Source organism: Streptomyces albiaxialis, assembly GCF_039530985.1.
Taxonomy (GTDB): domain Bacteria; phylum Actinomycetota; class Actinomycetes; order Streptomycetales; family Streptomycetaceae; genus Streptomyces; species Streptomyces albiaxialis.
Window position 1 is genome coordinate 152,780 of the sequence record NZ_BAAAPE010000002.1, and the last position, 13,617, is coordinate 166,396.

At 72.0% G+C, this 13,617-nt stretch carries 13 protein-coding genes; 3 read left to right on the forward strand and 10 right to left on the reverse strand.

Annotated elements, in window-relative coordinates:
- Positions 1 to 65 precede the first annotated feature (65 nt).
- Positions 66 to 419, reverse strand: a complete 354-nt coding sequence (locus ABD343_RS05675) for a TlpA family protein disulfide reductase (protein WP_344524690.1) — start codon at positions 417 to 419, stop codon at positions 66 to 68.
- 217 nt (positions 420 to 636) lie between these two features.
- Here ABD343_RS05675 and ABD343_RS05680 point away from each other — a divergent pair, with 217 nt between their 5' ends.
- Entirely contained in the window at positions 637 to 1,356 is a 720-nt protein-coding gene (locus ABD343_RS05680) for a lysophospholipid acyltransferase family protein (protein ID WP_344524692.1), read from the forward strand.
- Positions 1,357 to 1,377: 21 nt separating this feature from the next.
- Here ABD343_RS05680 and asnB read toward each other — a convergent pair whose 3' ends face one another.
- Both asnB and ABD343_RS05690 read right to left on the reverse strand, forming a co-directional pair.
- Positions 1,378 to 3,219 carry an asparagine synthase (glutamine-hydrolyzing) gene (gene asnB, locus ABD343_RS05685; protein ID WP_344524694.1) on the reverse strand — a complete coding sequence of 614 codons (1,842 nt, stop codon included), beginning with the start codon at positions 3,217 to 3,219 and terminating at the stop codon, positions 1,378 to 1,380.
- A gap of 114 nt (positions 3,220 to 3,333) precedes the next feature.
- Positions 3,334 to 3,909, reverse strand: coding sequence for a transglutaminase domain-containing protein (locus ABD343_RS05690; protein ID WP_344524696.1), 576 nt, complete (start codon positions 3,907 to 3,909; stop codon positions 3,334 to 3,336).
- Positions 3,910 to 4,047: 138 nt separating this feature from the next.
- Here ABD343_RS05690 and ABD343_RS05695 point away from each other — a divergent pair, with 138 nt between their 5' ends.
- Both ABD343_RS05695 and ABD343_RS05700 read left to right on the forward strand, forming a co-directional pair.
- Entirely contained in the window at positions 4,048 to 5,130 is a 1,083-nt protein-coding gene (locus ABD343_RS05695) for an NAD(P)H-dependent amine dehydrogenase family protein (RefSeq protein WP_344524698.1), read from the forward strand.
- Entirely contained in the window at positions 5,127 to 5,606 is a 480-nt protein-coding gene (locus ABD343_RS05700) for a carboxymuconolactone decarboxylase family protein (protein WP_344524700.1), read from the forward strand. Before ABD343_RS05695 ends, ABD343_RS05700 begins: the two co-directional genes overlap by 4 nt.
- Here the strand turns inward: ABD343_RS05700 and ABD343_RS05705 are convergent.
- The 7 genes from ABD343_RS05705 to ABD343_RS05735 all read right to left on the reverse strand — a co-directional run bounded on the left by ABD343_RS05705 (position 5,592) and on the right by ABD343_RS05735 (position 13,600).
- On the reverse strand, positions 5,592 to 7,253 hold the full coding sequence (locus ABD343_RS05705) for an FAD-binding protein (protein ID WP_344524702.1): 1,662 nt from the start codon (positions 7,251 to 7,253) through the stop codon (positions 5,592 to 5,594). The two genes, ABD343_RS05700 and ABD343_RS05705, sit on opposite strands and share 15 nt — an antisense overlap.
- A 265-nt stretch (positions 7,254 to 7,518) precedes the next feature.
- Positions 7,519 to 8,616, reverse strand: a complete 1,098-nt coding sequence (locus ABD343_RS05710) for a threonine aldolase family protein (RefSeq protein WP_344524704.1) — start codon at positions 8,614 to 8,616, stop codon at positions 7,519 to 7,521.
- The gene (locus ABD343_RS05715) at positions 8,595 to 9,383 is read right to left on the reverse strand and encodes an SDR family NAD(P)-dependent oxidoreductase (protein WP_344524706.1); all 789 of its coding nucleotides are present in this window, start codon (positions 9,381 to 9,383) and stop codon (positions 8,595 to 8,597) included. Before ABD343_RS05715 ends, ABD343_RS05710 begins: the two co-directional genes overlap by 22 nt.
- A 52-nt stretch (positions 9,384 to 9,435) precedes the next feature.
- Entirely contained in the window at positions 9,436 to 10,833 is a 1,398-nt protein-coding gene (locus tag ABD343_RS05720) for a DUF6421 family protein (RefSeq protein ID WP_344524708.1), read from the reverse strand.
- Positions 10,834 to 10,915: 82 nt separating this feature from the next.
- Positions 10,916 to 11,902: an alpha/beta hydrolase gene (locus tag ABD343_RS05725; protein WP_344524710.1), complete on the reverse strand. Its 987-nt coding sequence runs from the start codon at positions 11,900 to 11,902 to the stop codon at positions 10,916 to 10,918.
- Positions 11,899 to 13,044, reverse strand: coding sequence for an LLM class flavin-dependent oxidoreductase (locus ABD343_RS05730; protein WP_344524712.1), 1,146 nt, complete (start codon positions 13,042 to 13,044; stop codon positions 11,899 to 11,901). Before ABD343_RS05730 ends, ABD343_RS05725 begins: the two co-directional genes overlap by 4 nt.
- Before the next feature lie 199 nt (positions 13,045 to 13,243).
- The gene (locus tag ABD343_RS05735) at positions 13,244 to 13,600 is read right to left on the reverse strand and encodes a winged helix-turn-helix transcriptional regulator (RefSeq protein ID WP_344524714.1); all 357 of its coding nucleotides are present in this window, start codon (positions 13,598 to 13,600) and stop codon (positions 13,244 to 13,246) included.
- Positions 13,601 to 13,617 lie beyond the last annotated feature (17 nt).

Genomic DNA, 13,617 nt, shown 5'->3' on the forward strand with positions numbered 1-13,617 from the left:
GAGTGACGAGCCCAACTCCATCACGCGGGACCGTGCGAAGCGAGGGAATGGGAGCGGGATCTGGATCACGCCGAGGGGCCGGGCGAGGCGTCAACGGCCTCTCCCAGCGCGGCGATCACGTCCGCGCGGCGCGGCTGCCCGGTGGCGCGCCGGACGATACGGCCGCGCGCGTCGAGCACGAAGACGGTCGGCGTGGCCCGGACGTCCAGCTCGCGGACGAGGGCGAGGTGCTCCTCGGCGTCGATCTCGATGTGCGCGACGCCCTCGACCATCGCGCTGACCTCGCCCAGCGTGCGCCGGGTCGCCCGGCACGGCTGGCAGAACGCGCTGGAGAACTGCACCAGCGTCGCCCGCTCCCCCAGCGCCCCGCCGTCGATCCACTTCACCGCCGCCGCGTCCCGGGCCCTCACGTCCTCCATGGCTCCAGTCTGCCTCCGGGGCCGCCGCGATCCCCCGGGGGGCCTGCGGGCGCGTGACAAGGATCTCCCTCTTGACCTGCCCATGGGGTAGCCATGAGCAAGGGCATAGGGAACGATCTGGTGGAGTCCGAAGTTACGCGTCCGTAAGTTCCAGCGGGTACACGTCCCCGCAGGCTTGCACTCCAGCAGTCCAGCCCCGAGACGAAGGGTCCCCCACGTGGCAGATCTCCTCTACCCGCCGGTGATCGGTGCGGCACGGACCTGGTTCAAGGCGCTCGACCTCCGCTTCGACATGCAGGGCACGGAGCACGTGCCGCAGCGCGGCGGCGCCGTGCTGGTCAGCAACCACATCAGCTACCTCGACTTCATCTTCGCCGGCCTCGCCGCCCGCCCCGCCAAGCGGCTGGTGCGGTTCATGGCGAAGGAGTCGGTCTTCCGGCACAAGGTGTCGGGGCCGCTGATGCGGGCGATGAAGCACATCCCGGTGGACCGCTCCCGCGGCGAGAACGCGTACGCGCACGCGCTGAAGGCCCTGCGCTCCGGCGAGATCATCGGCGTCTTCCCCGAGGCGACCATCTCCCGCTCCTTCACGCTCAAGGACTTCAAGTCGGGCGCCGCGCGCCTCGCGCAGGAGGCCCGGGTGCCGCTGGTGCCGGTGGCACTGTGGGGCACTCAGCGGCTGTGGACCAAGGGGCGCAAGCGGGACTTCGGGCGCAACCACGTGCCGATCGGCATCCGCGTGGGCGAGCCGCTCCACCCGGGCGCCGACGAGTCGGCGGTGACGGTGACCGAGCGGCTGCGCGAGCGGATCCAGGAGCTGCTGGAGGCGGCCCAGCGCGCGTACCCGGCGAGCCCCAAGGGCCCGGCGGACTCCTGGTGGATGCCCGCGCACCTGGGCGGGACGGCGCCGACGCCCGCCCAGGCGCAGGCCCTCTGAGCCTCCCGGTCCAGGAGCCGCTCAGTCGAGCGTGAGCGTCGGCGCGTAGATGTCGATCCACAGCGCGAGGTCGAGCGCGCGCTCCAGCCCGCGCCGCGCGGACTGGGCCCTCTGCGGCGTCCCGTCCTGGACCGCGCGCTCCAGCCACGCCCTGCTGACGAGGTCGAAGACCTGGTGGGAGGGCTTGGCCAGCAGGTCCCTGACGCTCTCCTGCAGCGCCTTGTGGTAGCGCGGGTCCTGGGTGGAGGGGTACGGGCTCTTGACGCGCTCGTAGACGGAGCGCGGGAGGACGTCGGCGGTGGCCTCGCGCAGCAGGCTCTTCTCGCGCCCGTCGAAGGACTTCAGTGCCCAGGGCGCGTTGTAGACGTACTCGACGAGCCGGTGGTCGCAGAAGGGGACCCGGACCTCCAGGCCGACGGCCATGCTGGCGCGGTCCTTGCGGTCGAGCAGGATGCGCACGAACCGGGTGAGGTGCAGATGGCTGACGCGCCGCATCCGGTACTCCTCGTCGCTCTCGCCGTCGAGGCGCTCGACGCCGGAGACGGCCGAGGCGTAGCCGTCCGCGACGTAGCCGGGCAGGTCGAGGGCGTGTGAGAGGGGCTCGGTGAGGATGTCCCCGTCGTCGCCGAGCTCTTCGCCCATCCGTACGAGCCACGGGAAGGTACGGGCACGGCAGGCCTCGGGGTCGAAGAACTGCTTGTAGCCGCCGAAGACCTCGTCGGCCGACTCGCCGGAGAGCGCGACGGTCGAGTGCTCCCGTATCGCCTTGAAGAGCAGATACAGCGAGGCGTCCATGTCCCCGAACCCGGCGGGCACGTCCCGGGCCCTGATCACCCGGGAGCGCACCTCGGGGTCGGCGAGCTGGCCCGAGTCGAGGACGATGTCCTGGTGCTCGGTGCCGGAGGCGCGGGCCACGTCGTGGACGTAGGGCGTGTCGGGGGTGGCGCGCAGCGCGTCGGCGACGAAGTTCTCGGTCTGGCCGACGAAGTCCACCGCGAAGCTGCGCACGGTCTCGCCGCTCTCGGCGAGCTGCCGCGCCGCCAGCGCGGTCATGGCCGAGGAGTCCAGGCCGCCGGAGAGCAGGGTGCAGCGGGGCACGTCGGAGACGAGCTGGCGGCGCACGATGTCGTCCATCAGCTCCCGTACGCGCGCGATCGTCACGTCCTTGCCGTCGGGGTGCGGGCGGGTCTCCAGCCGCCAGTAGACGTCGGTGCGGACGCCCTCGGGGCTCACGGTGACGACCGTGCCGGGCTCGACCTCGCGCATGCCCTCCCACACGGCGTGTCCGGGCGTCTTGACGAACGCCATCAGCTCGCGCAGCCCGTCGAGGGTGACCTCGCGGCGGGCGTGCGGGTTGGCGAGGATCGCCTTGGGCTCGGAGCCGAAGAGGACGCCGTCGGGCGTCTCGGCGTAGAAGAAGGGTTTGATGCCCATCCGGTCGCGGACCATGACGAGCCGATGGGTGCGCCCGTCCCAGAGGGCGAACGCGTACATCCCGTTGAGCCGCTCCGCGAGGGCCGTGCCCCACTCCAGGTAGGCGTGCAGCACGACCTCGGTGTCGGAGTCGGTGGTGAACCGGTGGCCGCGCGCGGCGAGTTCGCGGCGCAGCTCGGTGTAGTTGTAGGTCTCCCCCGAGTAGACCAGCGCGACGGGGCCCTCGCCGGTCTCGACGGTCATGGGCTGGGTGCCGCCCGGCAGGTCGATGATCGCCAGCCTGCGGTGGCCCAGCGCGGCGGGCCCGGAGATCCAGGTGCCGGAGTCGTCGGGTCCGCGGCAGGACATGGTCGCGGTCATCGCGTCGACGGTCGCCCGCTCCGCCACCAGGTCGCGCTCGTAGGAGACCCACCCGGTGATTCCGCACATGTCGCCCTCCGGAGTTACGTGTATGTGCCATCTATGTATTGGCCATCTTTCTCACGGAACCCCGGGGGCAAACACCGGCGGCCGCACCGCCGTACGGATCAGGCCACGCCGCACCTACAGCGCGGCATCCAGAAGCCGCCACAGATGCACCCTGTCCTCGGCCCTCTGAAGAGCGCGCAGGACGACGGGATGCGGCTCCGCGTAGAGCACCGGGTAGTCGCACTCCCCCTTCTCGGGGCGCACGGGCCAGGCGAGCTGCTCGCGGTCGAGGCGGAACTGGGCGTTCACTCCCGGCTTGTTGCCGCGGGGATCCTGGCGGATCCAGCGGCCGCCCGGGAGCTTGAGCGCGATGAGGCCGTGCAGCACGTCGAGCTTCTGGTAGCAGAACCCTGCGGGCACGCCCTCGGCGCGCAGCAGGGCCGCCAGCGCGTGCGCCTTGGCGTGACAGATCCCGGTCCCCTGCTCCAGCACGTCCGAGGCCCGCCAGGTGACGCGCGGGTCGTCCACGTCGGCGGAGTGCGTGACGGTGTCGCGCACGAACTCGAAGGCGGCACGCGCGTACGCGGTGAGATCGTCGGCCCCGGCGCTCAGCCGCGCCGCGGTCGCCCGTACGAGCGGATGGGTGTGGTCGACGGCGGCGTCGGCGACGAGGTAGGCCGACTCGTCGGCGGTGACAGGTGTGAGCTGCATGCCGGGGAGCGTACGGAGCACCGGACCGGAGATCAATATATTTACCTAATCGTGCATATCTATGCAATCCTGTGGGTGGCGCGAGCCGGACGCGCACGCCTCTGGGAACCTTCGCCTCCCGTCGCTACTCTCCGCCGCATGATTCCGACGGTTGTCTGGGGTACCGGGAATGTCGGGCGTGCCGCCCTCCGTGCCGTGGAGGCGGATCCGGGGCTGAGCCTCGCGGCCGTCCTCGTCCACGACGCCGGGAAGGTGGGCACCGACGCGGGCCGCCTCGCCGGCCTCGGCCGCGATCTGGGGGTGGCCGCCACGGACGATGTGGGCGCGGTGCTGGCGGCCCGCCCGCGCGCCGTGGTGTACGCGTCCTCCGGCGATCTCCGCCCCGCCGAGGCGCTCGCCGACATCGTCAGGGTGCTGCGGACCGGCGCGGTGGTCGTCACACCCTCGCTCCACACACTCTACGACCCGCGCAGCGCCCCGTCCGAGCTGCGCGACCCGGTGCTGGCCGCGATCGCGGAGGGCGGCGGCTCGCTCTTCGTCTCCGGCGTCGACCCGGGCTGGGCCAACGACGTGCTGCCGCTGCTCGTCAGCGGGCTCGGCACCACGGTGGACGCGATCCGCTGCCAGGAGATCTTCGACTACTCCACCTACGACCAGCCCGAGGCCGTCCGCGACCTGGTCGGCATGGGGCACCCCATGGACTACGAGCCGCCGATGCTGGCCGCGACGGTCCCCATGACGCTCTGGGGCGGGCAGGTCCGGCTGATGGCGCGGGCCCTCGGCGCGGAGCTGGACGAGGTACGCGAGACCTCGGACCGGCGCCCGCTGGAGTCCACGGTCAGCACCCGCTCCATGGGCACGTTCGAGGCGGGCACCCAGGGCGCCGTGCGCTTCGAGGTGCAGGGGATCATCGGGGGCGAGCCCCTCCTGGTGGTCGAGCACGTCACCCGTATCCACCCGTCCTGCGCGCCCGACTGGCCCCTGCCGCCGGACGGCGGGGACGGGGCGCACCGGGTGATCGTGGAGGGCCGCCCCCGCATCCAGGTCACCGTGGAGGCCACCGACGAGGGCGGCAACCGCTCGGCCGGGGGCAACGCCACGGCGGTGGGCCGCCTCGTGGGCGCCATCGACTGGCTCGCCGCGGCGGAACCCGGGCTGTACGACGCGCTGGACATCCCGGTGCGCCCGGCCGTCGGCAAGCTGGGGAGGAAGCGGTCGTGATCATCGACGTGCCCGAGGGCAAGGACCCGATCGCGTACGTGTGGGGCGAGCTGGTCCCCGGCATCGGCCCGGCCGCCTCGCACTTCTCCCTGGCCGTGTACGAGCACTCGACGCTCGGGCTGCGCGAGTTCGAGGCCGCGCGGCTGCGGATCGCGCAGCTCAACGGGTGCGCGTTCTGCCTGGACTGGCGCACCGAACGCGACGGGGAGAAGGTCGAGGAGGGCTTCGCCGAGGCGGTGACCCGGTGGCGTACCGCCGACGGGCTCAACGCCCGTACGCGGCTGGCGGCCGAGTACGCGGAGCGGTACGCCCTGGATCACCACAACCTCGACGCGGACTTCTGGGCCCGGATGACCGCGCGCTACGGCCCGCCGGAGATCGTGGAGCTGACCATGTGCCTCGGCTCCTGGCTGGCGTTCGGCAGGCTCAACCGGGTGCTGGGCCTGGACACGGTCTGCGTGCTACCGGGCCACTGACATCCGCAGGTCCGTGGCGACGATCTTCTCGATGTTGCGCTCGGCGAGCGCCGTGATGGTCACGAACGGGTTCACCGTGGTGTTCCCGGGGATCAGCGAGCCGTCGATGGCGTAGAGGCCCTCGTAGCCGCGCAGACGGCCGACGTTGTCCGTCGCCCGGTCCAGCACGGCGCCGCCCAGAGGGTGGTAGGTGAGATGGTCGCCCCAGATCTTGTAGGTGCCGAACAGATCGGTGCGGTAGATCGTCCCCTCCTTCTTGTTGATCCGGTCGAAGAGGGACTTGGCCATCTCGACGGACCGCTGCTTCCAGGCCCGCTGCCAGCTCAGCTCGACGGTCTCCGTCGCCGCGTTCCAGGTGAACTCGGCGCGGTGCGGGTTGTCGGTGATGGAGAGGTAGAACGAGGCGTACGTCTCGATGCCGGTGGGCAGCGGCGCCACCTCGGCGAACGCGCCGCCCGCGCCCCAGTTGTCGATGCCGAGGGTGGGCATCGCCGACTGGAGGCTGCCCGTGGGGTCCCACAGGTGGTTGGCGCGGCCGCACATGACGTTGCCGTTGTCGCCCCAGCCCTTGCCGGCCTCGGCGCTCAGCGCGGGCAGCGCGCCGGTGGCGCGCAGCTTGGTCAGCAGCTTGCTCGTGCCGACGCTGCCCGCGGCGAAGAACACCCGGCGCGCGGTCACGGTCTTGGTCGCGGTGCGCTGCCCGCCCGTGTCGAGCTGCTCGATGACGACGGTGTACCCGCCGTCGGCCGCCGGGGCGACCGAGGCGACCCTGTGCAGCGGGGAGACGGTGACCCTGCCCGTCTCCCGGGCGCGGGCCAGGTAGGTCTTCTGGAGCGACCGCTTGCCGTGGTTGTTGCCGTAGAGGATCTCGCCGTCCAGGGCCGACCTGGGCACGTCCCCTGCCGCTTCCCGTTCCATGTACGCGAAGTCGTAGACGTTCGGCACCAGGAGGTGCGGGAAGCCGGAGCGCTCGGCGTGCTTGCGGCCCACCCGGGCGTACCGGTAGCAGTCCGCCGCCTCCCACCAGTCCGGATCGACCTCGTTGACCCCGAGCCCGGCGCGGGCGCGCGGGTAGTAGCGGTCGTACATCTCCCCCGCGTCCACCGTGGGCAGGACGGCGCCGAAGTGCTCGCGGCGCGGGGTGACGGCCATCCCGCCGTTGACGAGGGAGCCGCCGCCGACGCCGCGGCCCTGGTAGACGGTGATGCCGCTGAAGTCCTCGGCGTCCAGGATCCCGGTGTAGCGGGGCACGTCCTTGTCGAGCGGGAAGCCGAGGAAGTTGCTCAGGGGCTGCTTGGTCCTGGTCCGCAGCCAGTAGGAACGTCTGTCCGGGCGCGTGGTGTTGGCGAAGATCGTGCCGTCCGCGTCCGGAGTGTCCCAGGCCATGCCCATCTCGACCAGGTGCACCTCGACGCCCGCCTCCGCGAGCCGCAGCGCGGCGACGGAGCCGCCGTAACCGCTGCCGATCACCAGCGCCTGGACCCGCGCGCCCGAGGCGATCGGCCCGCGCGCGGCCGCGGCGCCCGCCCGGACGGCGACGCCCGTCCCGGCGAGCGCCGCCGCCCCCAGAAGAGAACCGGTTCCCGCGACGACCGCGCGCCGCGAGATGCCCGTAGTGCCCTTGTCACACAGTGCCTTGTCGCCCATGTCCTCTTCCTCCCACTGGGCGAATGAGGACATGTTCTACTGGCACACGCGCGATAAGTCACGACATACGCATACGTAGGCGAGGTACGGCTAGGTCCTGTCGTCAAACTCCCGTCGTCGCCCGGAGGGCGGCCCCGCGGCGTCAGGCGCGTGCTCTCGGCGTGCCGGACGGAAGTCCTCGTACTGGGCGTACTCGGGCTTTCGCCCGGTGCGGCGAGAGTGCGTGCATGGCGTCGCGGGGCAGACGGGAGTTTGACGACAGGGCCTAGCGGGCCATCTCCTCGCGGAGCGCCGTGACGAAGCCGTCCACGTCCTGCTCCGTCGTGTCGAACGAGCACATCCACCGGACGTCGCCCGCCGCCTCGTCCCAGAAGTAGAAGCGGTACCGCTTCTGGAGGCGCTCGCTGACGTCGTGCGGCAGCCGGGCGAAGACCGCGTTGGCCTCGACCGGGTGGAGGATCTCCACGCCGTCGACGGTCTTGACGCCCTCCGCGAGGCGCTGGGCCATCGCGTTGGCGTGCCGGGCGTTGCGCAGCCACAGGTCGCCGGAGAGCAGCGCGTCGAACTGCGCGGAGACGAACCGCATCTTGGAGGTGAGCTGCATCGACAGCTTCCGCAGATGCTTCATCGCGCCGACCGCGTCCGGGTTCAGCACGACGACGGCCTCGCCGAACATCATCCCGTTCTTGGTGCCGCCCAGCGAGAGGACGTCCACCCCGGCCACGTTGGTGAACGTCCGCATCGGGACGTCCAGCGCCGCGGCGGCGTTGGCGATACGGGCGCCGTCGAGGTGGACCTTCATGCCCCGCTCGTGGGCGTGGTCGACGATCGCGCGTATCTCCTCGACCGTGTACAGCGTGCCGAGTTCGGTGTTCTGGGCGAGCGAGACGACCTGCGGCATGGCACGGTGCTCGTCGTCCCAGCCGAAGGCCTCGCGGTCGATCAGCTCGGGCGTGAGCTTGCCGTCCTCGGTGGGCACGGTGAGCAGCTTCAGCCCGCCCACCCGCTCGGGCGCCCCGCACTCGTCGACGTGGATGTGCGCGGTGTCGGCGCAGATCACCGCGCCCCAGCGGTCAGTGAGGGCCTGGAGCGCGACGACGTTGGCCCCCGTGCCGTTGAAGACCGGGTACGCCTCGGCGCGCGGCCCGAAGTGGCCGCGCACCACGGACTGGAGGTGGTCGGTGTACTCGTCCGCGCCGTAGGCGGACTGGTGCCCTCCGTTGGCGAGGGCGAGCGCCGCCAGGATCTCCGGGTGCACGCCCGCGTAGTTGTCGCTGGCGAAGCCGCGGACCCCCGGGTCGTGGCGGCGCCTGGCGTCCGTCTTGGGGGCCTCGGTGTCGGTCAGGGCTTCGGCGTCAGCCACAGGCGGGTTCCGTTCAGCTCTTCGGCGGGCTTGGTCCAGGTCGTGGCGATGGCCTCGGCCAGGTCCTTGACGTCCGTGAATCCGGCGAACTTGGCGTTCGGCCGGTCCGCCCTCATCTGGTCGTGCACCAGCGCCTTGACCACCAGGATGACAGCGGCGGCGGCGGGACCGTCCTCGCCCCCCGCCTTGCGGAAGGCGTCGCCGAGGGCCAGGGTCCATGCCTCGGCGGCGGCCTTGGAGGCCGCGTACGCCGCGTTCCCCGCCGTGGGCTTGGCGGCGCCCGCGGCGCTCACCAGGACGAAGCGGCCGTTGCCGCTGCGCTCCAGCGGGGCCTCGAAGGCGAGCGAGGTGTGCTGGAGGGTGCGCAGCAGCAGATTGTGCAGGGTGTCCCAGTCGGCGAGGTCGGTCTCCGCGAAGGAGGCCGAGCCGCGCCAGCCGCCCACGAGGTGGACGAGCCCGTCGATACGGCCGAACTCCTTCTCGGTCCTGTCCACCCACGCCCGGGTGGCGTCCAGGCTGAGGAGGTCGACGGTGTCCCCCGTGACGGTCGCGCCGCCGTGCGCGAACCGGGCGGCGTCCACCGCCGTCGCGAGGCGCTCGGCGTCCGCGTCGGCGGCGACGACCGTGGCGCCCTCCTCGGCGAGGCGCAGCAGCGTGGCCTGCCCCGCCGGGCCCGCGGCGCCCGCCACGGCGATGACGGAACCCTCCAGCCGCCCCTTCCCGTTCCCCTCGTAACCCTTCGCTGTCGTCTCCGTCGAATCCGTCATTCTCGTCGCCTCCTCGCTCCTGGCACTGCCCTGTCCGCCTCCGCCCGCCCGCTCACGCCGCCGCGGCGGCCGGGGTCCGGGCGGTGATCCCCTCGGTCGATGCGATCACACGCCGGAGCTTCTTGGCGAGCGCCTCATAGAACATGCTGAGCGGAAACTCGTCCGGGAGCACCTCGTCCACGAGCTTGCGCGGCGGCAGGCTGAGGTCGAGCGCGTCCGGGCCCTTGGCCCACGTCGAGCCCGGGTGCGGCGCGAGATAGCGCGAGACCAGCTCGTACGCCTTGAACCAGTGGACGAGCTTGGGCCGGTCGATGCCCGCGCGGTACAGCTCCTCGATCTCCTCGCGCAGCCGTACAGTCACCTCGCGCGCGCGGTCCCAGTCGATGCTGAGCCGGTTGTCGGTCCAGCGCAGGGCGTCGTGCTGGTGGAGGTAGGCGAAGAGCAACTGGCCGCCGAGGCCGTCGTAGTTGCGCTTGCGCTCGCCGGTGACGGGGAAGCGGAAGAGACGCTCCAGGATCACCGCGAACTGCACGTCGCGGCCCTGCGAGTAGCCGTCGGCCTCCAGCTTCACGGCCTCGTGGAAGGCGGTGAGGTCGCAGCGCAGCTCCTCCAGGCCGTACATCCAGAACGGCTGGCGCTGCTTGATCATGAAGGGGTCGAAGGGCAGGTCGCCGTGGCTGTGGGTGCGGTCGTGGACCATGTCCCAGAGCACGAAGGTCTGCTGGCAGCGCTCCTGGTCGGCGAGCATCTCGCGCGCCTCGTCCGGCAGTTCGAGCTTGGTGACGTCGCAGGCGGCCTCGACGACGCGGCGGAAGCGGGCCGCCTCGCGGTCGCAGAAGATGCCGCCCCAGGTGAAGCGCTCGGGGGCCTCGCGCACGGCGATCGTCTCGGGGAAGAGCACTGCGGAGTGCGTGTCGTACCCGCCGGTGAAGTCCTCGAAGGTGATGCCGCAGAACAGCGGGTTGTCGTAACGGGTGCGCTCCAGCTCGGCCAGCCAGTCGGGCCAGACCATGCGCAGGACGAGGGCCTCCAGGTTCCGGTCCGGATTGCCGTTCTGGGTGTACATCGGGAAGACGACGAGGTGCTGGAGGCCGTCCTCGCGGTTCTGCGCGGGGTGGAAGGCCAGCAGGGAGTCCAGGAAGTCGGGCACGCCGAAGCCCTCGTCCGCCCACCGGCGCAGGTCGGCGACGAGCGCGCGGTGGTACGCCTCGTCGTGCGGCAGCAGCGGCGCCAGCTCCTCGACGGCGTCCGTGATCGTCCCGATCCGCTCGCGCACGGCCTCGCGCGCGGGCGCCTCCTCGGCCTCGAAGTCGATCGAACCGTCCTTGGACTGCCATGGGCGCACGGCCTCGACGGCGTCCTTGAGCACGGTCCAGGCGGGGTGGTCGACCACGCGCTCGGACGGCAGAACGCCGCCACCGGCAGTCGATGGCGAAAGAATTTCCGTCATGATGACCCCTCCACAGAAGAAACTGGCGTCAAGAAACCGTATCCGTGCAGGGCACCCCCGCTCAAGGGGAAGTGACAGGAGATTATGCGGTGAGACCGGGGTCACCACCGCCGATCTTCCTGTCAGGCACTGTCTCCACGATAGCTCTGCCCAGACCCCCCATGGCCTCCGCGGCATCCGGGAGCAGGTCGCCGAAGCCCAGGAAGCCGTGGAACATCGCCGGGTAGTGCCCCTCCGTCGCACGGCCTCCGGCCCGCCTCAGCCGTTCCGCGTACGTCCGGCCCTCGTCGCACAGGGGGTCGCACCCCGCCGTGACGACATGGGCGGGCGGCATCCCCGAAAGATCGGCCCGTACGGGCGCCGCGTACGGGTGATCGCGGTCGCCGTCCGGGCCGAAGTACTGCTCGGCGAACCAGCGCATGGCCCGCCGCGTGAGGTAGTAGCCCTCCGCGTTGCGGCGGTACGAATCGGTCACCGCGCGGGAGTCGGTCACCGGGTAGACCAGCGCCTGGAGCGCGATCCGGGGGCCGCCGAGGTCGCGGGCCATGAGCGCGGCGGCAGCGGCCAGTCCCCCGCCCGAGCTGTCGCCCGCGACGACCAGCGCGCCGGGCGCCCCGCCCAGGGCGCCGAGGCGCGCGGCGGCCCAGCACACGGCCGCGTACGCGTCGCGCACGGGCTCGGGGAAGCGCGCCTCGGGCGCGAGCCGGTGGGCGACGGAGACGACGACGGCACCGGACGTACGGCACAGGGTGCGGACCGTGCGGTCGTGGCTGTCGAGGCCGCACAGGACCCAGCCGCCGCCGTGGAGGTAGACGACGGTGGGGCGCGGCCCCGCGTCCCCGTACGGGCGGTAGATCCGCACGGGGAGCGGCGGGGCGCCCTCGGGGCCGGGGATCGTCCGGTCGAGCGTCTCGCGCACCGGAGGCGGCGGCCCCGGACGGGCGGGCGCGGCGTCCAGGATCCGGCGCGCCTCGGCGGCGTCGGTGACCGTGCCGCCGACGTCGGGGAAGGCCTCGCTCAGGGCGCGTACGAGCGGGCGCGCGGCGGGCGCGAGCCGGTCGGCGCTCACCGGGCGTCCGCCGCGCCCGCGCGGAAGTGCGGGATCACCTTCTCGCCCCACTGCCGGATGGTCTCCAGGCACGCTTCCTGGGGGACGGTGCCCATCTGGACCAGGCACATGACCTCGTCGGCCCCGGCCTCGCGGAGCCGCTCCACGTAGGCGATCGCGTCCCCGGCACCGCCGTAGGCGTGGTCGGCGTGGAAGGTGGCGGTGGAGCTGGGGCGTACGGGGATGTCCTGCTCGTGGAGCGTGGCGACGACCTGCTCGGCGGCCCGGCGCAGCTCGGCCGCCTCGGCCTCCCCGTCCGCGCCCTCCACCACGGCCTCGTCGGGCACGCCGCCGCCCCCGTACCAGTGGCTGATGGCCTGCGCGAAGAAGCGCTGGCCCCGGATGCCGACGGCGCGGGCGCGCTCGGCGTCGTCGAGGACGATGGTCGGGCAGAGCACGGAGAAGTGGTCGTTGACCTCCGTGGAGACGAGACGGGAGCCGTCGCGTGCCGCGCGGGCGGCGTCGTAGGCCGCGCGCATCTCCTGGACGGAGCCGGGCCCGGCGAAGCCCATCACCAGGGCGCCGACGCCGAGTTCGGCGGCCTGGGCGAGGGTCTCGGCGCGGCTGCACGCCAGGAAGAGCGGCGGGTGCGGGGCCTGCGCGGGGCGCGGCAGGATCGGGTGCGGGCCGATGTCGAGCAGCGTGCCGTGGTGCTCCAGCTCGTCCTTCTGCCAGGCGGCACCGATGATCCGCAGCGCCTCCTCGACCTCCTGCGTGGTGCGCTCCTTGTCCACCCCGCACAGCGAGGTCTCCTGGAGCGTGCCGCCGCGCCCGGCGCCGAGGTCGAGCCGGCCGCCGGAGAGCAGATCGAGGGTGGCGGCGCGCTCGGCGACACGCGCCGGGTGGTTGAAGTTGAAGGGCATGCACACGACGCCGTGCCCGACGCGGATGGTGCTGGTCCTGGCCGCGACCCAGGTCAGGAAGATCTCCGGCGCGCTCATGTGCGCGTACCACTTGAGCGCGTGGTGCTCGACGGCCCAGATCCGGTCGAAGCCCATCCGCTCGGCGAGCACGGCCTGTTCGACGCTGTCGTGGAAGAGCTGGTGCTCGCGCGCGACGGTGGGGTCCGCGAGCTGGGCCTCGAAGATGAGCGAAAACTTCATGCCTGCCGTCCTCCCGATCCCGACTATGCCTATTCGAAATATGACTAGTAGTCAGGGATGAAGAAGGCAAGGGATGCACGGCGGGAACCCGGGCGTGCCCGGCGGATCATGATTGCCCCCGCCGTCGCGGCTTTCGCGGGGCGCTCTCCGGCCTGCCCGGTGGCCACAGCGGAGGGCGGCCATGAGCCGCCGGAAACGCCTAGGTCAGCCGCCGCGTGATCCGGTCGAAGAGGTCCTCCAGCGGTTCGCCGAGGTCCCGGCCGAACTCGGTGAGCCCGTAGGTGACCTGAGGCGGCGTAGTCGGCTCGACCTCGCGGTGGACCAGGCCGTCCTGGACGAGCGCGCGCAGGGTCTGGGCGAGCATCTTCTCGCTGACGCCCCGGATGCTCTCGCGCAGCTCGTAGAACCGGAGGTCGCCGCCCCGCAGGGAGATCAGCACCCAGATGCCCCACCGGCTGGTCACATGGTCGACCACGTCGCGCGCGGGGCAGTCGGTGTGAAACACGTCATACCGCTCCCCCGGCTGGGTCCTCCTGCGCTGCACGCCTTCCGTCATGGCAGGAGCTTACCTCA